At 64.6% G+C, this 25577-nt stretch carries 17 protein-coding genes; 5 read left to right on the forward strand and 12 right to left on the reverse strand.

From position 1 onward, the window contains the following. Positions 1-266 precede the first annotated feature (266 nt). The 8 genes from LOY54_RS12275 to LOY54_RS12310 all read right to left on the reverse strand — a co-directional run bounded on the left by LOY54_RS12275 (position 267) and on the right by LOY54_RS12310 (position 12898). Positions 267-2513, reverse strand: a complete 2247-nt coding sequence (locus LOY54_RS12275; protein ID WP_258610539.1) for a TonB-dependent siderophore receptor — start codon at positions 2511-2513, stop codon at positions 267-269. 183 nt (positions 2514-2696) lie between these two features. Further along, on the reverse strand, positions 2697-5621 hold the full coding sequence (locus tag LOY54_RS12280; protein WP_213601447.1) for a TonB-dependent receptor: 2925 nt from the start codon (positions 5619-5621) through the stop codon (positions 2697-2699). A 115-nt stretch (positions 5622-5736) separates the two neighbouring features. Continuing rightward, on the reverse strand, positions 5737-6681 hold the full coding sequence (locus LOY54_RS12285; RefSeq protein WP_213601445.1) for a FecR domain-containing protein: 945 nt from the start codon (positions 6679-6681) through the stop codon (positions 5737-5739). Continuing rightward, complete coding sequence (locus LOY54_RS12290; protein ID WP_258610540.1) at positions 6678-7190, reverse strand: sigma-70 family RNA polymerase sigma factor; 513 nt, start codon at positions 7188-7190, stop codon at positions 6678-6680. Before LOY54_RS12290 ends, LOY54_RS12285 begins: the two co-directional genes overlap by 4 nt. A 148-nt stretch (positions 7191-7338) precedes the next feature. Continuing rightward, positions 7339-8784, reverse strand: a complete 1446-nt coding sequence (locus tag LOY54_RS12295) for a curlin (RefSeq protein WP_045198720.1) — start codon at positions 8782-8784, stop codon at positions 7339-7341. Positions 8785-8800: 16 nt separating this feature from the next. Beyond that, positions 8801-9271 (reverse strand): curlin, encoded by a 471-nt coding sequence (locus LOY54_RS12300; RefSeq protein WP_045198721.1) that lies wholly within the window; start codon positions 9269-9271, stop codon positions 8801-8803. A 16-nt stretch (positions 9272-9287) separates the two neighbouring features. Next, positions 9288-11516 carry an Ig-like domain-containing protein gene (locus tag LOY54_RS12305; RefSeq protein WP_258610541.1) on the reverse strand — a complete coding sequence of 743 codons (2229 nt, stop codon included), beginning with the start codon at positions 11514-11516 and terminating at the stop codon, positions 9288-9290. Between the two features lie 35 nt (positions 11517-11551). Beyond that, positions 11552-12898, reverse strand: coding sequence for a hypothetical protein (locus LOY54_RS12310; protein WP_045198724.1), 1347 nt, complete (start codon positions 12896-12898; stop codon positions 11552-11554). 249 nt (positions 12899-13147) lie between these two features. Between LOY54_RS12310 and LOY54_RS12315 the strand changes: the two genes are divergently transcribed. The 5 genes from LOY54_RS12315 to LOY54_RS12335 all read left to right on the forward strand — a co-directional run bounded on the left by LOY54_RS12315 (position 13148) and on the right by LOY54_RS12335 (position 21592). Continuing rightward, the gene (locus tag LOY54_RS12315) at positions 13148-14605 is read left to right on the forward strand and encodes a HAMP domain-containing sensor histidine kinase (RefSeq protein ID WP_258610542.1); all 1458 of its coding nucleotides are present in this window, start codon (positions 13148-13150) and stop codon (positions 14603-14605) included. Positions 14606-14840: 235 nt separating this feature from the next. Continuing rightward, positions 14841-17639 carry a multicopper oxidase domain-containing protein gene (locus LOY54_RS12320; RefSeq protein WP_258610543.1) on the forward strand — a complete coding sequence of 933 codons (2799 nt, stop codon included), beginning with the start codon at positions 14841-14843 and terminating at the stop codon, positions 17637-17639. A 15-nt stretch (positions 17640-17654) separates the two neighbouring features. Beyond that, complete coding sequence (locus LOY54_RS12325) at positions 17655-18590, forward strand: SCO family protein (RefSeq protein WP_258610544.1); 936 nt, start codon at positions 17655-17657, stop codon at positions 18588-18590. A gap of 112 nt (positions 18591-18702) precedes the next feature. After that, positions 18703-20190: an ATP-binding protein gene (locus tag LOY54_RS12330; protein WP_258610545.1), complete on the forward strand. Its 1488-nt coding sequence runs from the start codon at positions 18703-18705 to the stop codon at positions 20188-20190. After that, positions 20165-21592, forward strand: a complete 1428-nt coding sequence (locus tag LOY54_RS12335) for a sigma-54 dependent transcriptional regulator (RefSeq protein ID WP_093383333.1) — start codon at positions 20165-20167, stop codon at positions 21590-21592. The genes LOY54_RS12330 and LOY54_RS12335 overlap by 26 nt, the downstream gene beginning before the upstream one ends. 97 nt (positions 21593-21689) lie before the next feature. Here the strand turns inward: LOY54_RS12335 and LOY54_RS12340 are convergent, their stop codons facing one another. The 4 genes from LOY54_RS12340 to LOY54_RS12355 form a co-directional block, all read right to left on the reverse strand. After that, positions 21690-21995 carry a hypothetical protein gene (locus LOY54_RS12340; protein WP_045198739.1) on the reverse strand — a complete coding sequence of 102 codons (306 nt, stop codon included), beginning with the start codon at positions 21993-21995 and terminating at the stop codon, positions 21690-21692. Positions 21996-22075: 80 nt separating this feature from the next. Then, complete coding sequence (locus LOY54_RS12345) at positions 22076-23269, reverse strand: hypothetical protein (protein ID WP_258610546.1); 1194 nt, start codon at positions 23267-23269, stop codon at positions 22076-22078. Between the two features lie 83 nt (positions 23270-23352). Beyond that, positions 23353-23820 (reverse strand): VOC family protein, encoded by a 468-nt coding sequence (locus tag LOY54_RS12350; protein WP_093383327.1) that lies wholly within the window; start codon positions 23818-23820, stop codon positions 23353-23355. A gap of 109 nt (positions 23821-23929) precedes the next feature. Next, a complete protein-coding gene (locus LOY54_RS12355) occupies positions 23930-25549 on the reverse strand; it encodes an NADP-dependent glyceraldehyde-3-phosphate dehydrogenase (protein WP_258610547.1) in 1620 nt (539 codons plus the stop codon). Positions 25550-25577: the final 28 nt, after the last annotated feature.

Below are 25577 nucleotides of genomic sequence, written 5' to 3' on the forward strand. Positions count from 1 at the left end.
CAACTCCTTGACGAAGAGGGTAGGCCGTTTCCTGAATCATTCAGGAAGACGAATCGGGCCGGAGCCGGCGAGTCGCCAACGATACGTCGAATCAGGTTGCAAGAGTATGGGAAGTATAGAGGCGTTGAAAATTGTGGTAGGAATTGTCGAAAATTCCTACGCGTTAGCTAGATAAAGGCCGCTGCGCGGCCTATCGCCGGCAAGGCCGCCTCCCACAAAATCTATGGTGGGAACCGGCTTTGCCGGCGATGGCGGCGAGCTCAGCTTCAGAACGAGGTGGTAAACGAGGCGAAGTACGCCCGGCCCGCTTCGTTATAGGTCAGCGCCCCGGCTTCATCGGAGTTGCCCTCGCGGTACAGGCGCTTGTCGAACAGGTTGTTGACGCCCACGCGCATGCTCAGGTTCTTGGTGAACTCGTAACCGCTGCTGATGCCGACAATGCCATAGGGATCGACGTCCTTCTGCACCTTCTTGTCCAGGGTTTCATTGGCCCGGGCGTTGTAGGTCGGCGCTTCCTGCTTGCCGTAGTAGGTGCCGTTGAGCTGGAACGACAGCTTGTCGGTGACATTCCAGTCCAGGGTCGAGTTGACCGTGTACTCGGGGATGATGCTCAGTGGCTCGCCGGTTTTCTTGTCCTTGGACTCGATCATGTAGGTGAAATTGGTGTTCCAGTCCAGCGCCGGAGTCAGCTCGACGAACAGGTTGCCCTCAACCCCTTGCACCACGGCCTTGCCGGTGTTTTCCCAGCGCAGGATGCGCCGGCCGTTGGGCAGGCGGAACAAGGTCTGGTTGCCGGCTTCGATCTTGTTCTTGTAGTCGTTACGGAAGTAGGTGGCGCTGGTGCGCCAGGTGCCTTTGTCGTAGGCCAGGCCCAGCTCTTTGTTGACGCTGGTTTCCGGGTCGAGGTTGGCGTTGCCCAGCAGGTAGCAGCCGCCTTCGTTGAGCTCGCCGGAGTTGCAGCCCGTACCGCGGCTGTACAGCAGGTAGTTGGGGTTGGCCTGGTACAGGTTGGGGGTCTTGTAGGCGCGGGCGATGCCGCCCTTGATGCTCAGGGCCTCGGTGATCTGGTGCGAGGCGTTCAGGCTCGGGCTCCAGTTGTCGCCGTAGTCTTCGTGGTGGTCCAGGCGCAGGCCGGGGGTGACGATGGTGTTTTCACCGACTTCGATATTGTCCTCGGCGTACAGGGCAAAGCTGCGCGCGGTGGATTTGGTCTGGGTGCGGTCAAAGCCCGGCAGCTCGGCACCCGGGTCATAGCTTTGCGGGCGCAGCGAACCTGGGTCGTTGAGCGACTCGTAGAGGTACTCGCCGCCCAGTGTCAGCACCTGCTCCAGGCCCATGCTCAGCGGCAGGTTGACCTCGCCGGTGGCGCGGGTGTTGCGCAGGCGCGACTCGAAGCGCCCGGCACCGCCCGATGGCGCGCCTTCGCCCCAGCCGGCCAGGCCTTCGTTGAGACGCTCGTTGCGGGTCAGGTCGTAGGACAGCGAGGCGGTGGAGGTGCCCCAGTCGTAGTCGCCACGGTGGGTCAGGGCAAAGCTTGAGCGCTGCATGACGTTGGTTTCCTTGCCCACCTGGCTCTCGACGAACTCGCCGCCGGCGTTGAGCATGGTGTCGCCGGCAAAGATGTTGCCCTGGCGGCTGTAGCTGGACTCCAGGTCGACGGTGTTGGCCGGGTCGATCTTCCAGCTCAGCAGGCCGTTGATGTCCTTGTTGCGCACACCTTCGCGGCCGGCCATCAGCGATTCTTCATAGGCCTGGTGCGCCGAGTTGATCTTCATGTCGTCGGCGTCGGTCTTGTTCAGGTTGCCGTACACGCGAAAGATCAGGCTGTCGGTGAGCGGCCCGCTGAGGCTGAAGTTGACCCGCTTGCCGGTACCTTCGGAGTCGTCCTCGGGGAGCATGGTGTAGAGGGTCATCGAGCCGCGCAGGTCCTGGGTCGGGCGCTTGGTGATGATGTTGACCACACCACCCATGGCACCCGAGCCGTAGCGTGCGGCAGCCGGGCCGCGGAGGATCTCGATGCGTTCGACTTCTTCGGCCGGCACCCAGTTGGTTTCGCCGCGGGTGTCGCGGTCGCCGCTCCAGCCGTAGCGCACGGCGTTGCGCGAGGTCGACGGCTTGCCATCGATGAGGATCAGGGTGTTTTCCGGGCCCATGCCGCGCAGGTCGATCTGGCGGTTGTTGCCACGCGCGCCGCTGCTGCTGTTGCCGGTGAGGTTGACCCCCGGCTCGCGGCGGATGATGTCGGAAAGATCGTTGACCGGCGGACGCTTCTTGATGTCTTCAGCGGTGATGATCGACACGCCTGGCGCTTGCTTGAGCTCCTCTTCGGCGGTGCCCAGCACCCGGGTGTTCTCCAGCTCGATCGCCTGCCGGCTGCCGTCCACTGGCAGGTCGGTGGGCTGCACCTGGACGTCATCCGGTTGCAGCTCCAGGGGCGCTGCGGCCAGTGCCGTGGAACCCAGGGTGGCCAGCAAGGCAATGCTCAAGCGGCTGAGGTTGAAGCGCGACACCATGTCAGATCTCTCCTGAAACAAAGGGTGAACGGCCTGGACGGAAGGGCCGGGCCGTTCGGGAAGTCGAGAATGATAAGAATTACCATTCGCGTGTAAACCCTTAAGGAGAAAAATAAAATATTAACGAAGCAGGGCGGTAAAACCCTGCTAAGGCGATTCCGACAGATTAATGGCAAAAGGCCTTTAGAACTGTAGGGATGCTGCCAGGCTTGAGGTGCGGCCGGGTGCCGGCATCATGCTTTGCGACATGGGGTCGAGGTAGTACTGGTCGGTAAAGTTGTAAACATTGAAACTGACCTTGAGTTCGTCGCTGACTTGGTAGTCGGCAAAAAAATCATAGATGCGCGCTTCCAGGTAGTGCTGCTGCGGTGTGGTGGTGCCTACGTGCCAGCTTTTGTCCAGCACGTACATCGGCCCGCTGGTGTAGCGCATGCGTATGCCACTGGCCAGTTTCTGCTCGAAGGCCTTGGCCCCCAGCACCAGGTTGACGCTGTAGCGCGGCGGGTTCTGGGTGTTGGTGTAGGAACCCTGGAAACCGCCGGTGGTGCAGTCCGGCGTTTCGCTCTTGCCGCCGTCGCGCAGGGCCTGGGCAAAGGCGCGGTCGCAGGTTTCGGCCTTGATGTTGTAGACGTACGAGGCGTCGGCGAACCACCAGGCACTGTCGTAGTGGCTCTGCAGCTCGATGCCCTGGGTGGTGAAGCTGTCGACGTTGCGGATCTTCAACTCGCCGTTGAAACCGGGGCGGCCCTTGGGGTTGTAGCGATAGTTGCGGGTGACCATGTCATCGATGGTGTTGTGAAAGTAGGCCAGCTTGAACCCGGCCTGGTCGTTGTCCAGCAGCAGGTTGCTGCCCTTGAACGATGCGCCGACCTCGAAGGTTTTCATCCGCTCCGGGCGCAAGTCGTAGTTCGGTTCTGCCGACCAGCTGCCCAGGGTGGTCTCGAACAGCGACGGCATGCGCATGCCCTGGTTGTACAGGGCGTAAGCCATGACATTGGGGGTAAAGGCATAGCTGACGCTGTAGGCCGGGGCGAAGCCGTGGCCAGACAGTTCGGCATTGTCGGCGAAGCCGGCAAATTCGGCGTTCCACCACGGCTCGTCGGGGCCGGCCCCGGCCGGCGCGGCATACAGCGCCTGGCGGTTGCGGTCATAGATGCGGTAACCGCTGTAGCGCCCGCCAGCGGTGAACGTCAGCTGCGGGACCGGTTTGTATTCCAGGGCAGTGCTGAGGCTGTATTCGTGGCGATAGCCATTGCGTTCGATGCGGTTGTTTTCCAGGTCGTCCTGCCACGGCTTGCGGCTCGGGTCGATGCTTTCGTACTGGTACGAGGCGCCATAGGTCAGGGCATAGTCACCACTGCCGGTGACGAAGCGACTGGTGTTACTGAGGTCGGTGCCGACCTTGAGGTTGCTCAGGTCGGACTTGAGCGATTGGCGGTAGTGCTCGCTTTGCTCGTCCTGGTAGCCCTGGCCGCGTTGCGGCGCGGTAAAGCCGACGTTGTTGTACATGATGCTGCGCCCGAAGGTTGCCCAAGCGTGACCGTTGAGGTCGATGTAGCGGGCCAGGCTGTCGTCCTCGGGGCGCCATTTGAACTCGCTGGTGAGGGTGTGCAGCTTCATGTTGCCGGGCTTGAACTGGATCATCTGGTTGGCGCCGCTGTAGTCGTAGACCGGGTCGAGGGTCTCGCGCACAAAGCAGCCGGTGCTGTCCCACATATTGTCGCCGTCCGGCACCGGGGCCGCGATGGCCGAGCATTGCTGGTAATACTCGGGGGCGGCGCTCATCCAGAAGGCTTCGTCGTAGCGGTCGATGTCTTTTTTGAAGTCGCCCAGTGGCTGGGTCATCGACGGGCCTGAGCGGCCAATCTGCGAGGGCATGATTTCGCCAAAGCTCGAATCCATGTAGCGGTAGCCCAGGCCCAGCTCCAGGCCGTTGTCGCGGTACAGGGTGCCCTTGAGCATGAAGGATTTGTTGTGGGTGCTGGAGTTGAGCACCTCTTCGCCGGGCCAGTAGTTGCGTGCCACGGTGTTGGCATCGACCAGGGCGCCGCCACTGATTACCGAGGTGTCGTAGCGCGAATAACCGTGCTTGCCGGCAAAGTAGTTGTTGTTACGTCGCTCGGCGTAGGCGGCGACCACATCGAAGGCTTCGTCCTTGTGGGCGAAGGCCAGGCTGCGCGACCAGTCGTGCGCGTGCAGCAGGTCATTGCGCTCGGTGCGTGGGCGCACCCGATAGTCGCTGGGGACGTCGGCGCTGCTGTTGTCCGCCAGCGAGCCGCGCAGGCGCCAGCCGGTGGTCTCGCCGGGCTTGAGGATGTCATCGACGGTCAGCGTCTGCATCTCGACCGAGCCGCCGATGGCGCCGGAAGCACCGGCGTCCAGGCTCGGGCCCTTGTTGACGGTGACGCTGCTGATCAGGTCCGGGTCGATGTAGGCGCGCTGTGCAGTGCCGGCGTAGCCGCGGTAAACATCCAGCGACTGCTGGCTGCCATCGACCTTGACCGGCACCCGGCCCTGGCCCTGGATGCCGCGGATGTTGACTTCGATGCCGCCGCCGTTGCGCCCGTCGGAGGTCTGCACGCCAGCGATGCCGGCGAGCAGGTCGGCATTGGAGCGACCGCGAAATCGCTCCAGTTGCTCCAGATTGCGGGTTTCCACCGAGCGCGGCACGCCGTAGTCCTTGAGCCCGTCGTCCTCGGCCTGGCCCTTGACCCGGGTGGCGCCGAGCTCCAGGGCATCACTGGCGTGCGCGGACTTTTCGATCAGCACCCGGCCGTCGTCACTGAAGTAGGCGCTCAGGCCGCTACCGGCCAGCAGTTTGCTCAAGGCCTGGGCCGGCGCGTAATGGCCCTGCAGGCCCAGCGACGGCTTGCCGGCGGTCAGGCGCGCATCCACCGACAGCAGCAGGCCGGCACTGGCGGCGAACTGGGTCAGAGCCTGGTCGAGGGTGCCAGCGGGAATCTGGTACAGGCGTTGTTCCTGGCGGGCAGCTTCGGCCTGGGCGGGCATGGCCAGGCTGCAGCAGGCGCTGCCGAGCAGGCCGGCGAGCAATCCGCTGCGGATTGCCAAGCTCAGGGGGGACGGGCAGGGGGGCGGCAGGTTCGGCATCCCGAAGACTCCTTTGAGAATGCGTATTGGTTAGCTTTGATGACTAACCCGAACGAGCGGCGCAAACCGACAACGGCTTGCGCAGTTATTTTTGCGAAAGTGCAAGCACCGGCGGTCAACGCGCGGTGACGGTCACCCAGTAGCGGCTCAGGTAGTGCACCCGGATCGGCAGGCTGTCTTGCAGGGCGGCGAGGGTGCGCTCGCTGTCGGCGAGGGCAAATACGCCGGTGATTGGCAGTTCGGCGATGGCCGGCTCGCAGCGGATGACCCCGCGCCGATGGCGGCCCAGTTCCTCGAGAAAGCGCCCCAGCGGCTGGCGCTCGGCAATCAGCCGGCCGTGCTCCCAGGCAATGCTGTTGCTATCGGCCGGATGCTGTGGTCCGCAGCCCTGGCGGTTGAACCACAGGCCGTGGCCGGCCGTGAGCAACTGCTCGGTGCCCGCTCCGGGTCGAATCATCAAGGCGCCTTCGAACAGCTCGACGCGGCTGCCACCCCGCAGCTCGCGCACGGCAAAGCGGGTACCGAGGGCCTGTACTTCGCCGGCCAGGGTCTGGACCTTGAGCGGCCTTGGGTCTTTGCCGCTGGTCAGCAGCAGCTCGCCTTCGAGCAGGTGGATGCGCCGCTCTTGTGCGCTGAACTGGATGTTGACGCTGCTGCGGCTGTTGAGCAGCAGCTGGCTGCCATCGGCCAGTTGCAGGCGGCGCACTTCGCCGGGGGCGCTGCGCTGGTCGGCCATCGCCTCGCGCCACGGCAGGTGCTGCTGGCCCAGATAGCCACTGCCGCCCACCAGCAGCAGGACGCACAGCTGCCTGAGCAGAGTACGCCGGCTCTGGCGCTCTTCGAGCACGCTGCGGGCAGTTTGCGCAGGCACGGCGGCGAGGGTCTGCTGCAGGGTTTGCAGGCGTTGCCAGGCGCGCCGGTGCTCGGCATCGGCCGCTTGCCAATCGGCAAACGCCAGGCGTTGCCCGGCATCCAGCGGGCCGTCCCAGTGCAGCATCAGCCAGTGGCTGGCCTGCTCGACAATCGCCGCGTCGATCGGTGCATCGTTTACCGCGCTCATTCGCTGTAGAGCACCTGGTAGCAGGCCTGGATGGCGCGGATCATGTACTTTTGCACCGAGCTTACGGTGACCCCCAGGCGCTCGGCGATCTCGGCATAGCCCAGGCCTTCGAAGCGCGACAGCAAAAAGGCGCTGCGCACCTTGGCCGGCATGCTGTCGAGCATCTGGTCGATCTGTTGCAGGGTCTGCAGGATCATCGCGCGGGTCTCCAGCGACGGCGTTTGCGGTTCGTCCAGGTGGGCGATGCTGGCCAGGTACGCCTGCTCGATGCGTTGCCGGCGCCACTGGTCGATGACCAGGTTGCGCGCCAGTTGCACCAGGTAGCTGCGGCCCTCGTCGTGGCCGGGCAAACGGCCGCTGACCAGCAGGCGCAGGAAGGTGTCGTGGGCGATGTCGGCAGCACGCTCACGGTCGCCCAGGCGCTTGCGCAGCCAGGCCTGCAGCCAGCCGTGGTGATCGCGATAGAGGCCATGGAGCTGATGCTGGGGAGCGGGGGAGGTAGGGGACACCCGGAAATCCTGAAACATGAAAGATGCAGTTGCGAATTGTTCGCATTATAAGGGCAAAAAAAGAACCGTGACCAGCCTGTCGGCGAGTCACGGTCAAGGGGGGAGAATCAGATTGCCGGCGATGGGGCGCGAAGCGGCCCCGAATTAATTACTGCTGCAACACCGTCGCCTGGTTACCCGCACCAAACTGCTGGATGGTCGCGGCCATGTTTGCGCCGCTCTGGTCGACCATCGCCTGGTTGGCCGAGCCGCCCTGGGTCACGTAGGCAACGTTGACGCCGTCGGTCTGCTTGATGTTGGCCTGGTTGTTGTCGCCGTACAGCTGCCAGGTGTAGCTCTGGTTGCCGCTGCCCGATTGCTCGACCTTGACGCTGTTGCCGGCGCCGCTGCTGACGCCGGTGGCGTAGTTGGCGGTGCCGCGCTGGTCGGCGATCAGCAGGTTGTCGCTGCCGTTCTGTTCAAAATACAGCTCGTTGTTGTTGTCGACCTGGGCAAGTTCGGCGCTGTTGCCGCTGCCGTTCTGGTTCAGGCGGGCGAGCTGGGTGCTGCCGTCCTGGGTGAAGTTGGCACTGTTGCCGCTGCCGTTCTGGTTGACCTCGGCGCGCTGGGCGCTGCCGAACTGGCCGCCGGACTTGTCGCCCTTCCAGTTACTGGCGAGGATCTTGTTGCCGGTGCCGGTGGAGCTCACCGTGAGCACGTGGTTGTCGCCATTCTGGTAGGTGTAGTGGACGTTGCCCTGGCCGTTCTGGAACACCGTGGTGGTCGACTGCTGCGATCCGAACTGGTCGGCATAGCTGGCGTTGAGGCTGCCGGCCTGGGTGATGCTGGCCACGTTGCCCTCGCCGAAGCTCTGGTCGAGCACGCTTTCGTTGGTTTGCCCGTACTGGGTCACCGTGGCCTGGCTGCCCAGTTGGGTGTCTTGCCAGACTTCGCTGGAGTTGGCGCTGCCGGTCTGGCTGATGGTGACGCTGCCATCCTGGCCTTCGCGCTGATCGCCGTAGGCCCAGTTGTCATCGCCGGCCTGGTAAATGCCGATCTGGCCATTGTTGTAGTTCAGGTGCTCGGCGGCGCTGTAGTTGCCGCTACCGGCCTGGATGCTCAGGGCGTTGTTGCCGCCACCACCGTACTGTTGCTCGACAAAGGCGCGGTTGTTATCGCCAAACTGCAAGGTGGTGCCCTGGCTGCCGGCCTGGGTGTCCTGGTAGATGAACGAGAAGTTGCCGGTGCCTTGCTGGGTCTGCTGGGCGCTGTTCTCGACCCCCAGTGACTGGCTGGCGTGGGTGTTGTTCAGGGCCCCGGCGTTTTGCTGGTTGATCTGGCTGCCGAACTCGTACAACTGCTCGGCGTAGCCGGCGTTGTAGTCGCCGGCGCCGCTTTGCTGGATCTGGCTGTTGCCGCCGTCCTGCTTGGCGGCGTGGTTGTTGCCCAGGCCCAGCTGGTTCTGGGTGGTGGTACTGAGCGGCGCGGCGGTCTGCTTGACCTCGGCGATGTTCTCGGTGCCGAACTGGCTCTGGGTCGACTGGCTGTCGTCAGCCATGGCCTGGCCGGCAACGGCCAGGACAATGGCGGCGCTTAAAGGAGCGAGCTTGAACATGGTGGTGCCTCCAGGTTTAACGGTATTGGTTGACCTGCACGCGCTGACCGTTGCCGGCCTGGATCACCGAGCTGGAAAGCCCGCTGCCGGCCTGCTCGATGCTGGCGCTGTTGCTGTTGCCGTATTGCTCGATCTGCGCGCGGTTGTTGCTGCCGCTCTGGCTGATCGAGGCGCTGTTGCCGTAGCCCTGCTGGCTGATCGAGGCCATCAGGTCGTTGCCTTGTTGCAGGATGTACGCCTCCTGCGCGCCACCTTGCTGGACGATGCGCCCGAGCAGCGCCTGGCCGTCCTGGCCAATCGCTGCGCGGTTGCTCTGGCCGTTCTGCTCGACCAGCGCCTGCTGGCCACTTGAAGGCGCCAGTGGCTGCATCGACAGCTCGCCCAGGTCGCTGCCCATGGCCAGGTCAGCGTTGTCCATCAGGTCGTCGGCCAGGGCGCCCTGAGCGCTCAGGCTCAGGCACAGCAGCAAGGTGGTCAGGCGCGCCATGGTCGTTCTCCTGTGGTTACTGCACGGTGACCGGCACAGTGCGCACGGTGCCCAGGCTGGTGGTGACGGTTGCCGTCGGTGCCGGTGTGCTCGGCGCGACGCTGTTGGTGACGCTCAGCCGCCAGCGTCCGGTCAGCGGTACCGGGGTGGTGCCCAGGCTGACCAGGCCGGTCGGGGTGCTGACCTGCACGGTGACGGCGTTGAGCAGGATCGCCGAGGTGGTGCCGGAGATGTCCCAGGTAAAGCGACCGCCAGCCCGCGCCGTGACCGTTGCGGCGGTGACGGTGAAGTTCTCTGCCGGTGGCCGTGGCGACACCTGCACCGTGACCGTGGCCGGTGCCGACAGGGCACCTGCGCTGTCGCGGGCGATGTAGGTGAAGGTGGTGCTGAACGCGGCCAGGATCACTGCCGGCGGGGTGTAGGTGACCTGGTTGCCGTCGGTGCTGACCGTACCGCGGCCCAGCGCCGGCTGGGTAACGCTGGCGACCGTCAGTGGTACGTTGCCATCCGGATCGCTGTCGTTGCCCAGCACGTTGATCGGCAAGGCCACGCCGAGGGTGCTGGCGGTGTCGTTGACAGCCAGCGGCGGCTGGTTGGCGGCGACATTGACAGTGACGTTGGTGACGGGTGATTTCAGCCCTTTGCTGTCCTGGGCACGGTAAGTGAAGGTGGCCACCAGCGGCGCATTGACCACTGCCGGTGGGGTGTAGGTGACGGCCGTGGTGCCGTTGAGCACCACCGTGCCCTGGCCGGTGGCCGGCTGGGTGAGGTCGCTGATGCTCAGCGGCACGTTTTCGTCAGGGTCGCTGTCGTTGGCCAGCAAGTTCAGGCTCAGCGGCAGGCCAACGCGGGTGCTGCCGACGTCGGCCTGGGCCACTGGCGGCTGGTTGGCGGCGTCGACCGGGGCATTGCCGATTACCACCACCGGCTCGCTGTCGCTGCCGCCGGCGGCGGATTTCACCGTCACGATCGCAGGCGGCTGGCTCAGCTCGTTGACCGTCAGGGTCTGCAGGGTGCCGGACTTCGACAACCGCCCGTAACCCTGGGCGACCAGGTCGGGCACCTGCACTTCATCACTGGAGCTGGCCTCGATGCGCAGGCGCTTGTTGGCCCAGTCATAGCGGGCGGTGGTGACCTTGACTACGTCGCTGAGCTTGCTCGACAGCGCGGTGGGGCGGGTGGCGCCGGTCGGGTCGCTGGCGGTGACGACGATGACTGGCGGCGGTGCGGCGCTGCTCAGGTGCTGGGCGAAGAACAGGCCATTGTTGTCGGCCAGCAGGTTGAACTGGCAGGGCGAGGGCGGGGTGCCCGGCACCAGCGCAAGGGTCTCGCGCATGCACAGCGTGGCGTTGTTCGGCGCCTTGGCGAACACCTCGACGCGGGTGCCGTCCGAGGTGCGCCGGTAGCTGGCCCGCTGCAGTTCGGCAGGGGTTTGCTTGCGTGGGTCGAGGACCTTGCCGGAGACCGTGAACAGGTTGGTCTGGATGGTCCCGGCCGGGCCCTGGATGCGCACGAAGTTGGTGTTGTTGGGGCTGCCGGTGACCGCTTCGGTGATGTTCGGGTCGCCGACGTAGGTTTCGCTGGCGCCGGTGTCCGGGTTGATCTCGGTGTAGGGGCCGCCGACGCCGCGCAGGAACGGCCCGATCGCACCGTTGAGCACGCCACTGAAGTTGCCCGGGGCGCCGATGCCGATGTCGCGGGTAATGTTGATGGCGCGGCGCCCGGCGGTGGTGACGTTGACCGTCTCGATCCCGTACGGGTGGGTGATCACGTAAGTGCCGGTGCGCGGCACCGAGGCGCGGATACGGATACGGGCGAAGCTTTGCTGGTCGCCGTCCACCGGGTTTTCGGCGGCAAACGCCGCCTCGATGCCGGCGACATAGACTTCCAGCTCGTAACCGCTGTTGCCCACTTCAGGGATTTCGGTCTCGGCCAGAAACCAGAACATCTCCGGCGGCCAGTTATCGGGGAACACCAGCGGCAGGGCGTCGTCGTACACCCCAGGCTCCGGCAGCAAGGTACACATGTAGGCCGGCGGCACCGAAACCGCCACCCGCGAGCTTGCCGCCCGCGACTGGCATAGCTCCAGCGACAGGTTGCCGTGGTCCTGGTACCACATCGGGTAACGCCCGGTGGCCAGGGTGTAGGGGCCGGGATCGACCGCCTTGAGGCCGGCCCAGGCAGTGCCGGCCAGCGAGAGGGAAAGCCCGGCTGCGCAGAGCGCCAGGCGTGGCCAGTTGTTCATGCTGCCTCCTGCTACGGGACGTGGCGTAAGAGTGTTCATGGCACGAGCACCACTTCTTCGCTGTCGCTACCGCCGTTGGTGCTGGTCACCGTGACCTTGGCGGGCGGAATCGGCGACAGGCCGGTGGTGAGGGTCTTGACCGCGCCATTGCCGCTCAGGGTGCCGATCGTGGCGCCGTTGCCGGTGCGGGCGCTGAGCACTGGCGGGCTGGTTTCGTCGCTGGTGCTGGCGACCAGGGTCAGTTGCCCGGAGGCCAGGCTGTACTCGGCGCGCTCGATCACCACCAGGTCGGTCAGCGCCAGGGTCAGGGTGGTCGGGGTACTGGTGGGGATCGCCAGGCTGTTGTCGGCGGTCACCTGCAGGTTCAGCGGCAGCGACGGGTTGAGCACCGACTGGGCGTACCAGGCGCCAGTGGTGTTGGCCTCGCTGAGGTTGAGGTTGGGGGTCTGGCTGACCAGGGTGGCGGTCGCCGGTGGCGGCGGGGCTTGTACGAACAGGTCCTGCTGGGCACGCAGGTCGCCGTTCTCGCTGTGCCGCGAATAGGTGCTGCGCTGGGCGATCACCGGCGTCGGGCGGGCGACCGTGGAGAGCTTGCCCGAGACCGAGAACAGTTCGGTACGCAAATCCAGGCCGTTGGGGCCCTCGATGCGCACGAAGTTGGTGTTGAACGGGCTGCCGGTCACCGCTTCCTGCAGGTTCGGGTCGCCGATGAAGCGTTCGCTGGCGCCAGTGGCCGGGTTGGTTTCGCTGTAGGGGCCACCGGCACCGCGCAGGAACGGGCCGACATCGCCCTTGAGCGCGCCGGTGTAGGTTTTCGGCGCGCCGATGCCGATGTCGCGGGTCATGTTGATTGCCCGCCGCCCGGCCGCCGGTACATCGAACACTTCGACGCCGTAGGGGTGGGTGACGATGTAGGTGCCTGGCGTGGGCACGTCGACGCGGATACGCACCCGGGCAAAGCTGACCTGATCACCGTCGACCACGTCTTCGGCAGCGAAGGCGGCCTCGATGGCGGTGCCGTAGGTCAGGTCGATGCCGCTGGCGGCGTCGGTGATGGCGGCATCGGCGGTGAACCAGAAGGTTTCGTCGGGGTAGTTACTCGGGAAGCTGATCGGCCGGGTGTCGTCGAACACCCCGGGGGCGGGGTTGAGCACGCACATGTACGACGGCGCCCCGGGTGCACCGGGCACCCGCGAACTGACCGCCTTGGACAGGCACAGGTCGAGCACCCGGCCATGGGTGTCCTGGTACCAGGCAGCAAAGCCGCCGGTAGCGGGCAGGTAAGGGCCGGGGTCTACTTCGAACAGGGCGGCCTGGGCCGGTGCCTGGATAATGCTCGCCAGGATCAGCAGAGCCAGTGGGTGGGGCGTTGGACGGTGCATGAGTCTTCCCTCTTGCAATCGGGCCCATGGACTTGGGTCGTCTGCACAGGCATCGGCAACATCCGTACCAATTTATTCTCAAGACCCTGCAGGCCTTGCTGCACAAGGCCTGGCGTGCGGTTACAGGGTGTCGGCAGAGCCACTCGACTCGGGGCGCTGGCCCCAGGGTTGGGGGCAAGTGGGGCAAGCGGGCGGGGGAATTGCGCGGGCTGGGCTATAACCTAAGGAGCGTTCATTCGGGAGTCAGTGATGAGCAGCCAGCCACGCCTCGATTCGTCGTCCCTGCAGCTCGCAAGCCCGGCCCCGGCCGCCGCGCGCAAGCCGTTCAACCTGCTGCGCTGGTACGCCTTCGTCAGCCTGGCGATCATCCTTTCGGTGGCCGTGGGCCTGGGCTTGATCTCCAGCCGCTTCGTGATCAACGAAAGCGTCGAGCGCGACGCCTTGCTCACCGCCCAGTTCATCCAGGCCATCGCCCTGGCCGAAGTGCGCCACGTGTCGATCCCCAACGTGCGGACCATGGGCGAGTTGCTCGACCCGCGCCTGGACCAGGCCTTCCCGGATGTCGACCCCGAGGCCCGGCGCAGCGCCCGGGGCGAGTTCCTCGACCATATCGCCCACCTGCCCGACGTGTTGCTGGCCAATATCTACGCCCCGGACCGCATGGTCATCTGGTCGAGCAACCCGGCGCTGGTGGGCAAGATGATCGACGCCGATGACGACCTTGACCATGCCTTCGACCAGAAGATGCGCGTCTCGGCCAGCTACCACGACGTCGACCAGGCGCGCAGCGAGCAGAAGTTCATTACCCCGCCCGAGCAGTTGTTCATCGAGAACTACATCCCGCTGTTCGATGCCGAGGGCGGCAACGTCACCGCCATGGTCGAGATCTACAAGGAGCCCCGCGACCTGATTTTGCGTATCGAACGCGGCCTGTTGCTGATCTGGCTGGCCACGGCGATCGGCGCGGGGCTTGTGTACATCGGCCTGTACGGCATCATGCGCCGCGCCGCCCGGCAGTTGGCGGTGCAGCAAAAGCGCCTGATCAACAACGAAACCTATGTGGCCCTGGGCGAGATGTCGTCGGCGGTAGCCCACAGCCTGCGCAACCCCCTGGCGAGCATTCGCTCCAGCGCCGAACTGGCCCAGGAGATCGAAGAGGGGCCGGCGCAGAAGAACATCGGCGACATCATCAGCCAGGTTGACCGCATGTCCCACTGGGTGCGCGAGCTGTTGCAGTCGCTGCGGCCCTTGAACGACACCCCGGAGCCGGTAGACCTGCTGCGGGTGCTGCAGGACAGCCTGCAAGGCTTTGCCCCGCAACTGCTGCGCCAGGGCGTGCGCCTGCAGATGGGCGAGTTGCCCCAGGCCCTGGTGTTGTGCCAGCCGGTACTGCTCGGGCAGATCTTCAACAGCCTGATCGCCAACGCCCTGGAGGCCATGCCCGAAGGCGGTGAACTGCGTGTCGAGCGGCGCCGGCAAACGCGCCAGGGCCTGACCCTGCAGTTGTGCGACAGCGGCAAGGGCATGACCGAGGAGCAGCAGCGCATGGCCTTCAAGCCGTTCTTCAGCACCAAGCAAGGCGGACTGGGGGTTGGCCTGGTGCTGGTGCGGCGGATCATGGAGCGCTTTGGCGGAACGGTGAAGCTCAGTAGCGAGGAGGGGCAGGGTACGTGTGTGTTGCTGACCTTCAGGGTGGTGGGGAAGTAACGGATAAAGCACTTTAATAAATACTAGTAACTATATGAATTTAAACACATTGCTGTTTTTTGGCTTCCGCAGGGTAAAGACCCAGAACTGGGGGTGGTTTTCCAACATCAATCTTCGTAAATAATATTAGGTAGTAGGCATAACCTATTGATAATTAACGAATACACATCCTGATACAGATGTGGCCAGGTAATTGCAAAACGACATTACCAGTCCCTGAATCTGGGTGAAGATGATGAAAACCCCAACCCCAACCCCAACCCCAACCCCCACCCCTCTTGTCCTGAGCATCGCCCTGGCCATTGCCTTAATGGCTGATGCCAACGCCAGCCGCCTGGATGATGTCGAGCCGCCAGAGCCTGGCGACCCCTCGGCCTTTAGCGATCCACCCGCCGACAGCGCCGCAGCGTTGAACAACCTGCTGTCGCTGCCCGAGGCCAACCTCGGCGCCTTCGACCTGCCCGAGGGCGAGGGCGACCGCACCACCCCGCGCCAGGAGAACGAGCGCCCGCCAGCGCTGCAAACCAGCTTCAACTACCCCACCAATGGTGCCCCCAGCCCGATGTTCGGTGCCCAGCCGTTCAGCCAGCAACTGCTGCTGTTCGAAGAATTCGGCCCGACCCGCCTCGACCCGACCACCCCCGCCGGGCTGCTGGTGTTCCCGGCGCCCAGCACCGGCCCGGCGCCGCAGCAAGACCCGCTCGACGTCGCGCGCAGTGCGCCGTCCGGGCCGTTGCTCGATGCCTTTCTCAAGCAGCCGGGCCTGACTCCGTTCCCCGGCCAGTTTGCCAACGTTGTCGACCGCAACCCCTGGCAGCAGCAGATCGAGCTGTTCCTCAACCGCCACATCGGCTCTGCCGCCGAAGGCCGGCCACCAGGAAAGGGCTGGTCGCACCAGCGCTGGAACGAGTTCTACCCCCAGGCCGCCTACAAAACCGCGCAAGCCGGGGCGCGGATCAACAGCGGCCTGCGTGACGCCATGCAGATGCACCACTACAGCGTCGGCGAGTTCGGCCCCGGCGGCCTTTACTACAACACCGCCGGCCAGGCCAACACCCTGGGCACCACCAAGGGCGTCGATACCCGCTTCCACCCCAACATGCCGCTGCAGGATCACAAGTCGCTATGGACCTTCGACGGCACCTTGCCGGCCAAGCTGTTGATGGTGCGATACGGCCAGCCGCTGCTGATGCGCCATTACAACGCCTTGCCGATCGACCCCGCCGCCAACCACGGCTTTGGCCTGCACACCATCAGCACCCATGAACACAACGGCCACGCCCCGGCCGAAAGCGACGGCTACGCCAACGCGTTCTTCTTCCCGGGCCAGTACTACGACTACCGCTGGCCGATCCAGCTGGCCGGCTACGACAGCATCAACACCCGCGCCGAAGACCCGCGCGCGGCGTTCCCCTGCACCCCGGGCGAAACCCTGTGGGTCAACGACGCCAACCCGGGGCTGAAAACCTGCGAGAACGGCAGTATCCGTATTCGCGGCGACTGGCGCGAAACCATGAGCACCCACTGGTTTCACGACCACATGCTCGATTTCACCGCGCAGAACGTCTACAAGGGCAACGCTGCGATGATGAACTACTACAGCGCCCTGGACCGCGGCAACGAGGCCTTCGACGATGGCGTCAACCTGCGCCTGCCCAGCGGCTCGGCGCTGTCGTGGGGCAATCGCGACTATGACCTCAACCTGCTGATCGCCGACAAGGCCTGGGGCCAGAACGGCCAGCTGTGGTTCAACCCGTTCAACACCGACGGCTTTCTCGGCGACCAGATCCTGGTCAACTGGCAATACAAGCCATACCTCGACGTGCGCGCCCGCAGCTACCGCCTGCGCATCCTCAACGGTTCGGTGTCGCGCTACCTGAAACTGGCGCTGGTGCGTGAAATCAAGGGCAGCGGCGGCGAGTTCGCCGGGCCCAAGGGTTCGGGGCTTTCTTATGCGCGGGTGCCATTCCACATGATTGCCAACGACGGCAACATCATGGAGCACGCGGTGCCGTTCGACGGCAGCATGGACCTGGACGCCAACGGCGACAAACAGGACCACAACGCCATCCTGCCGACCCAGGGCATCGCCGAGCGCTTCGACATTGTCGTCAACTTCGCCAAGAACGGGATCAAGCCCGGCGACAAGCTGTTCCTGCTCAACCTCCAGGCCCACGACACCGGCAAAGGCCCCAAAGAGGCCATCGCCCTGGCCGACGTGCTGTCGGAGAAGTACCAGGCGGTGATCAAGCAGACCAGCAAGGGCCCGCAATGGGATAAAGGCGACCCCACCGTCAACAAGATCCTGCAGTTCAACGTCAAGCCCTACAGCGGCCAGGACCTGGCCATGGACCCGGCCGCCTACGAGCCGGCCAAACCCGGCAAGGCCGAGGGCAAGGTGATGATCCCGCTCAAGCTGCACCGCGACAACCCGGCAGACATCGCCCGCCTGGCCCAGGCCCGCCATCGCACCTTCATCTTCGGCCGCTCCGATGGCACCGACCAGGCGCCGTGGACGGTCAAGACCGATGGCGGCTTTGGCTATCACATGGACCCGCGCCGGCTCAACGCCGCGCCTCAGCTGGCCACTGGCCCCACCGACGCCGGCGCCAGCGGCTTCGGCACCCTGGAAATCTGGAAGATCCAGAACGGTGGCAACGGCTGGAGCCACCCGGTGCACGTGCACTTCGAGGAGGGCATCATCCTCAGCCGCGGCGGCAAGGCGCCGCCGGAATGGGAAAAGTGGGCGCGCAAGGACGTCTACCGGATCGGCAGCGAAGCCGACGGCCTGGACAACGTCGAGGTGGCGATCAACTTTCGCGAATTCGCCGGCACCTACATGGAGCACTGCCACAACACCCAGCACGAGGACAACTCGATGCTGCTGCGCTGGGACATCGAGCACCCCGGCCAGTTGCAGTTGATGCCCACGCCCTTGCCCAGCTGGGACGGGGTCAAGTACGTCAACTCGGCGGCGCTGCCGACCTGGCGCAACGGCGATGGCAAGGGCCCGCAGGTCAAGGTCGGCAAATAGCCGGGGGAGGTTGCCATGGGCGTTATCGCACGTTGCCTGTTGCTCTGCTGGCTGTGCAGCAGCCTGCCGGGGCTGGCCGAGGAGGCCACGCCCTGGGGGGCGCAGTACTTCCCCAATACCGAGCTGATCGACCACAACGGTGAGCACCTGCGCTTTTTCGACGACCTGATCAAGGACAAGGTGGTGGTGATCAACTTCATCTTCACCGGTTGTGGCGATTCCTGCCCGCTGGAGACCGCGCGCCTGCGCCAGGTCCAGCAACTGCTGGGCGAGCGGGTCGGGCGCGAGGTGTTCTTCTACTCGATCAGCATCGACCCGCTCAGCGATACCCCCGAGGTGCTCAAGGCCTATGCGGCAAAGTTCAAGGTGGCGCCCGGCTGGCGCTTTCTGACCGGCGACAAAGGCCAGATCGACGCCTTGCGCCGCAGCCTGGGCCTGTTTATCGAAGGCGTCGACAACGGCCGCAGCCGCGACCATAACCTCAGTCTGATCGTCGGCAACCAGGCCACCGGGCGCTGGATGAAGGCCTCACCCTTCGAAAACCCGTGGATTCTCGCCGACCAACTGGCCAACAGCCTGCAGAACTGGAAGCAACCCAGTAGCGAGCAGAGCTACGCCGATGCCCCGCAGATTCGCCCGCCGAGCAGCGGCGAAGAGCTGTTTCGCACCCGTTGCGCCGCCTGTCACAGCCTCGGCCCGGAAGATGGCCAGGCTACCGGCCTGCGCGCGGTCGGCCCGGACTTGCTCGGCGTTACCCGGCGCCGCGAGCAGCGCTGGCTGAGCCGCTGGATCCGCGAGCCGGATCGCATGCTCGCCGAGCAAGACCCGCAGGTCATGGCGCTGTACCGGCAATACAACGGCGTGGCCATGCCCAACCTGCGCCTGAACGAGGCCGATACCCAGGCCTTGCTGGCGTTTCTCGAGCAGGAGGCCGAACGCCAACAGCCATAAAGGCAAAATACTATCACTGGCGCCGTGGCCATTAGTTTTGATGTGCCACGCCTGTGTGCACGCTGGGCTATAAGTTCTAAGAAAAGAAGCATCCACGGCAGGACCAGACCCGATGCAGATGCTCAACGGAAAACTGGCCGATGAGGGCCTCGACAGCCAGGCAGCCGACCGACCCTTGCGCCAGTTCAACCTGTTGCGCTGGTTCTCGTTGGTCAGCCTGTTGATCATCGCTTCGGTGGCAGGCGGGCTGGGCTATGTCTCGACCCGCTTCGTGGTCACCGACAGCGTCGAGCGCGATGCCATGCTTACCGCCCAGTTCATCCAGGCCATGGCCCAGGCCGAAGTGCGCCATTCGCGCATTCCGCCGGGTACCTCCATGGGCGAGCTGCTCGACCCGCGCCTGGACCAGCACCACCCGGGGGTCAGCCCGACCCTGGCCGAGTCCACCCGGGTGGAGTTTCTCGACCATGTCGAACACCTGCCCGACACCTTGCTGGCCAACGTCTATGCCCTGGACCGGACCATCGTCTGGTCGACCAACCCGCAGCTGATCGGGGAGAAAATCGTCGGCGACGACGACCTGGATGAATCGTTCGCCTCGAAAGTGCCGGTCTCGGCCAGCTACCACAAGGCCAATGAAGACCGCGATGAACAAAAATTCCAGCGCGCGCCGCAGTACCTGTTCATCGAGAACTACATCCCGATGTTCGACAGCGACGGGCAAAAGGTGCTGTCGATGGTCGAGGTGTACAAGGAACCCCAGGACCTGGTGCGGCGCATCCAGCGCGGGTATGTGCTGATCTGGGCCTCGACCCTGGTCGGCGGGGCGCTGATCTACTTCGGCCTGTTCTGGATCGTGCGCCGCGCCGCGAGCATGCTGCAGACCCAGCAAACCCAGCTGGTGGCCAGCGAAACCTTCGTCGCCCTTGGCGAAATGTCCTCGGCGGTGGCCCACAGCTTGCGCAACCCGCTGGCCAATATCCGCTCCAGCGCCGAACTTGCCCAGGACATCGCCAGTGCCCCGGCGCAGAAGAACATTGGCGACATCATCAGCCAGGTCGACCGCATGTCGCGCTGGGTGCGCGACTTGCTGGTGTCGCTGCGCCCGGTCAACGACGATGCCGAAGCGGTCGAGCTGGTGGCAGCGATCGACGACACCCGCCATGCCTTTGCCCAGCAACTGGAGCGACACAAGGTCCAGGTGCAGATCGACACGCCCGAAACGGCCTGGGTGATCAGCCAGCCGGTGCTGCTGACGCAGATTCTCAACAGCCTGTTCGCCAATGCCCTCGAAGCCATGCCCACGGGCGGGCGCCTGAGCGTGGTGGTGCAGGCGCTGGAAGACGGCAAACAGCTGCAACTGACCTTGAGCGACACCGGCAAGGGCATGACCCAGCAGCAGGAGCGGATGGTCTTCAAGCCGTTTTTTACGACCAAACAGGGCGGCCTCGGGGTCGGCCTGGTACTGGTCAAGCGGATCATGGAACGTTTTGGTGGCTCGGTGAGCCTGGCCAGCCGCGAAGAGGAAGGAACCCGCGTGTGCCTGATCTTCAATATTGCAGCGGGAGGGGACCATGGAGCAGAGCATCCTGGTGGTTGAGGACGATCAAATCCTCGCCGAGAACATCCAGACCTACCTTGAGCGCAAAGGCTTCGAGGTCACGGTTTGCCACAGCGCCGAAGAGGCCCTGGAGCAGCTGCCGCGCTGTCAGCCCGATGCGGTGCTGACCGACAACTCGCTGCCGGGCATGAACGGCCACGAGCTGCTCAAGGCCCTGGCCCAGCGCGCGCCGGAGCTCAAGGTGATCATGATGACCGGCTACGGCAACGTCGAAGACGCCGTGCTGGCGATGAAGGAGGGCGCCTTCCACTACCTGACCAAACCGGTGGTGCTGGCCGAGCTCAAGCTGATGCTGGAGAAGGCCCTGGCCACCGAGCGCATGGAGCGCACCCTGTCGTTCTACCAGGAACGCGAGGCGCAAAAATCAGGTGGCCAGGCGCTGATAGGCGAATCACCGGCCATGCTCGGCCTCAAGCACACCATCCGCCAGCTGCTCGATGCCGAGCAGCGCATGGCCAGCGGCGACCTGCCGCCGGTGCTGGTAGAAGGCGAGACCGGTACCGGCAAGGAGCTGGTAGCCCGCGCCCTGCATTTTGACGGGGTGCGCAGCAAGGGGCCGTTTATCGAGTTCAACTGCGCATCGATCCCGGCCAACCTGCTGGAGGCTGAACTGTTCGGCCATGAGAAGGGCGCGTTTACCGATGCCAAGGATCGCCGGGTGGGCCTGGTCGAGGCGGCCGACGGCGGCACCTTGTTCCTCGACGAGATTGGCGAAATGGACCTGCTGCTGCAAGCCAAGCTGCTCAAGCTACTGGAAGACCGCACCATTCGCCGGATTGGCGCGGTGAAGGAGCGCAAGGTCGACTTGCGCATCATCAGCGCCACCAACTGCAACCTGGAGCAGATGGTCCAGCAGGGCAAGTTTCGCCGTGACCTGTTCTTCCGCCTGCGCATTATCTCGATCAAGGTGCCCAGGCTGTATGCCCGGGGTGAAGACATCCTGCTGCTGGCCCGGCATTTTCTTGCCCTGCATGGCAAACGCTATGGCAAGCCCAACCTGCGCTTTTGCGACGAGGCCGAGGAGTTGATGCTCAACTACAGCTGGCCGGGCAACGTGCGCGAGTTGCGCAACATGCTTGAACAGACGGTATTACTGGCGCCCCAGGACCTGATCGCCCCGCACCAGCTCAACGTGTGCATGAGCCTGGTCGACGAGCCGCTGGAAATGCCGGCGCCTGCCGTGCATGAAGCGTTCGGCAATGCTGAGGCCATGGCCTCGGCGAGCTTGCCGGAAGTGGAGCGCGACATGGTGCGCAAGATGCTCGACCGCACCGACTGGAACGTCACCAAATCGGCGCGGCTGCTGGGCCTGAGCCGGGACATGTTGCGCTACCGGATCGAAAAGCTCGGCCTGACCCGGCCGGACAAGCGCCAGTGGTAGGCGTACCAGCTCAATAGTGCTGTGTACGCCGGACCTGTGGGAGCGGGCTGGACCCGCGATCGAGCGCGCAGCGGTCGTAATACATTGGAGGTCAGGCCTAGTAGCTACCGGCACTGCCCCCAGCGTCGCCGCCATTCTCCGAGCCGCTGCCGTCTTTTTTCGGCTCGCGCCGGCTGCCATCGGTCTCGCTGCCACCCTGGCGCCCGGCGTCATTGCCCTGGGTGCGCGGGTCGGTGCCGCTGGGCAGTGGGGTGTCGGTGGGGTTGGTGCCGGTGTTGATGCCCGGCAACGGCGTGGTCGGGGTGGTGTCCGGGTTGGGGTTGGTCGGGCCGGTGCCGGCGGCAACCGCCTGGGTGCCGAGCAATGCGGCAAACAATAAGGCAGCGAGGGCGCTACGGGTCATGGTCAAACTCCTTTTCAGGGCAGGTGCCAGAGGTTAGGCCCAGCCGCGAAGGGAAGGTGCGACGCACGCGACCAACGGCGCTACTCGCGCCCGCGCATGAAAAAACCTGCCACGTACTTGCGGAAGGTATCCAGGCTCTTGAAGTCGGCATAGCGCTTGAAGGCCTCGCCCTCTGGCTCCGGCCCCAGTGGCTGCTCGGTCAGCGACACCGACAGCACCCGGTCCTGGTCGGAGCTGAGCACCAGCGCGTCCATGCCCTGGCCACCGAGCACCGGCCGGCGCATGATCACCTTGACGCCCTTGCTGGCCATCCAGTCGATCAGCGAGATGAGCATTTTCAGCGGCTCGCGCTCTTCATCGCGGTACACCGCAAACAGCTGCCCGCGCGACAGCACCGGCACGCTGGCGACATGGATCAGCTCATAGAAATGACTGCCGGCACTGGCCGGCGAGTAGATCGCCAGGGCCAGCAACGGCCCCGGGGTCTTGTTGCCACCCCAGAGCAGGTGATGGCCCTGGAAGTCGAAGCCGTCCTCGCTGCGCTCGTTGAACACCTTGCGCGCCTTGATCTGGCTGACGCAGTCGAGCAGCAAGCCATGCCGGCGATGGTTGCCAAAGGCCGTGGACTCGCGCAAGCGCGCCTTGAGCATCATCATGTGCTTCATGTCCAGGCGGGTTTCCAGGTAGTTGCTGGCCGGCACCCGTTCGATCAGCGGATAACGGCTGGCCACCCCGCGCAACTCGGCAAACTGCCCGGTGAGGTCTTTTTTCAGGTGAGTGGCGTAGACGTTCAGGCCACTGGCCTCGATCAGGGTCAGCAGCAACGACAGCAACCGGTGCTGTTCGCGTTTGTCGCCAGTACCTGCGGATTCGCTGCTGGCTTCACTGGCGCGCTTGAAGTCGCCGATCAGCCGCAGCGGCGCATCGGGCGCCAGCCACGCGGCCGGTGGTGCATCAGTGTCGCTGTCGCGGCTGGCGCTTTCACGCTCGTCCTTGATGAACGCACAGTCTGGCGCGTGCTCGGCGGTGCCCGGGTTGTTCTTGAGGAACAGGGTGCCGGTGTTGCCGTTGAGGTTGACGTTGAGCACCGGCATGGCCTTGGGCTGGCAATCACAGGCCAGCCAATGGCCGGCGGCGCGCACCTTGATCAGCAACTGGTTGGCCTGCAGCAAGCGCGGGCCTTCGAGGTTGCCCTGGACAAACCCACGCAACAGCTCGTCTTCAGCAGGGGTGAGGGTGCGCACCAGCGCGGCGTTTTTTTCGATGATTCGCATGGACAATCCTGGCCTGCCTTCCTGTGCCTGCCACCTTAATGCAAAGCCCGGCTGGCGAACATGCCCGCCAGCCGAACCTGGCCCTACTGGCCGCCAAACAGCTTGGCGGCGCGCTCGCGGATCTCTTCCACGCTCAGGTCTTCCTTGTGGGTGGAGACGAACCAGAGGTTGCCGAACGGGTCTTTCAGGGTGCCGCTACGGTCGCCGTAGAACTGGTCTTTGACCTCGGTAACCTGGCTGGCACCGGCGGCGAGGGCCTGGGCATAGGTGGCATCGGCGTCCTCGACATACAGGTGCAGGCCAACGGCCGTGCCATTGAGCGACTGGCTGCTGACCAGCCCGCCAGACTGATCGCACGGGTCGGCAAGCATCAGCGAGGAATCGCCGATTTTCAGCTCGGCATGGCCGACGCGCCCGTCAGGGCCGTCGAGGCGGAACATCTCGAGCGCGCCGAAGGCCTTCTTGTAGAACTCGATGGCCTTGGCGGCATCCTTGATGCCCAGGTAGGGGGTAATGCTGTGCTGTCCTTCGGGGATTGGTTTGACTGCCATTTTATTGATCCTCCTTTAAGGCGCCGCAGGGTGAATGGCGCGAAACTGTATATTTATACAGTTTCGGCGATTGGGCAAATCAAAAGTCGCGGCGCTGGACGAGCGGCAGTCAGAAAATGTAATCGGTGGTCAGGAAGCTCGACTCGCGGTTACGGATGATGTCGCTGATCAACTGCTTGTTGCTGTCCTGGAACTTGGTCGCCACCAGCGTACGGATCGAGAACACCCGCAGGGCGTCGTGTACCGAGAGGGTGCCCTCGGCCGAGTTCTTGCGCCCGTTGAACGGATAGGTGTCGGGGCCGCGCTGGCACTGGGCGTTGAGGTTGATGCGCCCGACCTGGTTGGCGAAGGTATCGACCAGCCTGCCGACCTCGGCCGAATGAGTGCCAAAGATGCTCAGTTGCTGGCCGAAATCGGAATCGAGCACGTAGTCGATCACCGTCTGCAGGTCGCGATAAGGCACCACCGGCACCACCGGGCCGAATTGCTCCTCCTGGTACACGCGCATCTGCGCATTCACCGGGTATAGCAGGGCGGGGTAGAAGAACGAGCCACGGCTGGCGCCACCGCCTTCGTTGATGACCCTGGCGCCTTTGTCGATGGCATCGGCCACCAGGCCATTGAGGTAATCGATCTTGCCGGCCTCGGGCAGCGGCGTCAGGGCCACGCCCGGCTCCCAGGGCATGCCTGGCTTGAGCGCGGCCAGCTTGCGCTGGAATTTATCGAGGAATTCATCGACCACGTCTTCATGGACGAAGAGGATTTTCAGCGCCGTGCAGCGCTGGCCGTTGAACGACAGCGCGCCGGTGACCGACTCGTTCACCGCGTTGTCCAGGTCAACCTCGGGCAGTACGATGCCCGGGTTCTTGGCATCCAGGCCCAGGGCTGCGCGCAGGCGATGCGGGCGCGGGTGGAGTTTTTTCAGGTCGCTGGCGGCCTTGTTGGTGCCGATGAAGGCGAACACGTCGATCTTGCCGCTGGCCATCAGCGCGCTGACGGTCTCGCGGCCACGGCCGTAGATAACGTTGATGACCCCGGCCGGGAAACTGTCGCGGAAGGCCTCAAGCAGCGGACGGATCAACAGCACGCCGAACTTGGCCGGCTTGAACACCACGGTGTTGCCCATGATCAGCGCCGGGATCAGGGTGGTGAAGGTCTCGTTCAGCGGATAGTTGTAGGGGCCCATGCACAAAGCCACGCCCAGCGGCGCACGGCGGATCTGGCCGAGGGTGTCCTGCTCCAGTTCGAAGCGGCTGGAGCGGCGGTCCAGCTCTTTGAGGGCGCCGATGGTGTCGACGATGTAGTCGCAGGTGCGGTCGAACTCTTTTTCCGAGTCCTTGAGGTTCTTGCCGATTTCCCACATCAGCAGCTTGACCACCGCCGCGCGCTGTTCGCGCATCTTGGCCAGGAAGGTTTCGACATGCTGGATACGCTCGGCCACGCGCATGTTGGGCCAGGCGCCGCGGCCCTTGTCATAGGCCTGCACGGCGGCGTCCAGGGCGGTGAGGGCGGTGTCGGCGTCCAGCAGCGGCGTGTTGCCGAGGATCACCTGGCGTTCTTCATTGCCCTCCTTGAGCCACACCGGGCTGCGCACCGTGGCCAGCGGCCCGTCCCATTGCTGCAACTGGCCGTTGACCAGGTACTCGCGTTGCACCAGCGGCTCACCCAGGCGGTACGCCTCAGGGATCTCGTTGGCGGTGGGAAACAGCGAATCGAGCAGACGGTCCATGGGCGCAGCACCTCTTTTTCTGTAATGG

Source organism: Pseudomonas sp. B21-032 (assembly GCF_024748965.1).
Taxonomy (GTDB): Bacteria; Pseudomonadota; Gammaproteobacteria; order Pseudomonadales; family Pseudomonadaceae; genus Aquipseudomonas.